The sequence below is a fragment of the Leifsonia sp. HAY1-4F genome (assembly GCF_056755275.1).
In genome coordinates this window covers 1-264 of the sequence record NZ_JBNDHX010000336.1, presented here as the reverse complement: position 1 = coordinate 264, position 264 = coordinate 1, and the positions used below count along the sequence as shown (strand labels likewise).

At 62.5% G+C, this 264-nt stretch carries 1 pseudogene; it reads right to left on the bottom strand.

What is annotated here, in order from left to right:
- Positions 1–264, bottom strand: a pseudogene (locus ACPYOG_RS19740) (amino acid transporter); the annotation flags it as partial.

Genomic DNA, 264 nt, shown 5'->3' with positions numbered 1-264 from the left:
GTAGAAGAGACAGGCGCCACACGGTGGACTTCACGGCCTTCTTGACGGCGTCTACCGGGTTTTCGGATTCACCGGCCGCGATGGTGGCGATTTCAGCACCGAAGAAGGAGAAGACCACCACAAGGATGCCCGCCAGCACTGCGCCCGGACCGTTGGGCATGAAGCCACCCTGGTCCAGGAGGTTGGCGACGCCTGGCGCAGATACACCTGGCATGAGCCCGAGAATCGCTGCGATTCCCGCAAGCAGGAAGATCACGATGGCCG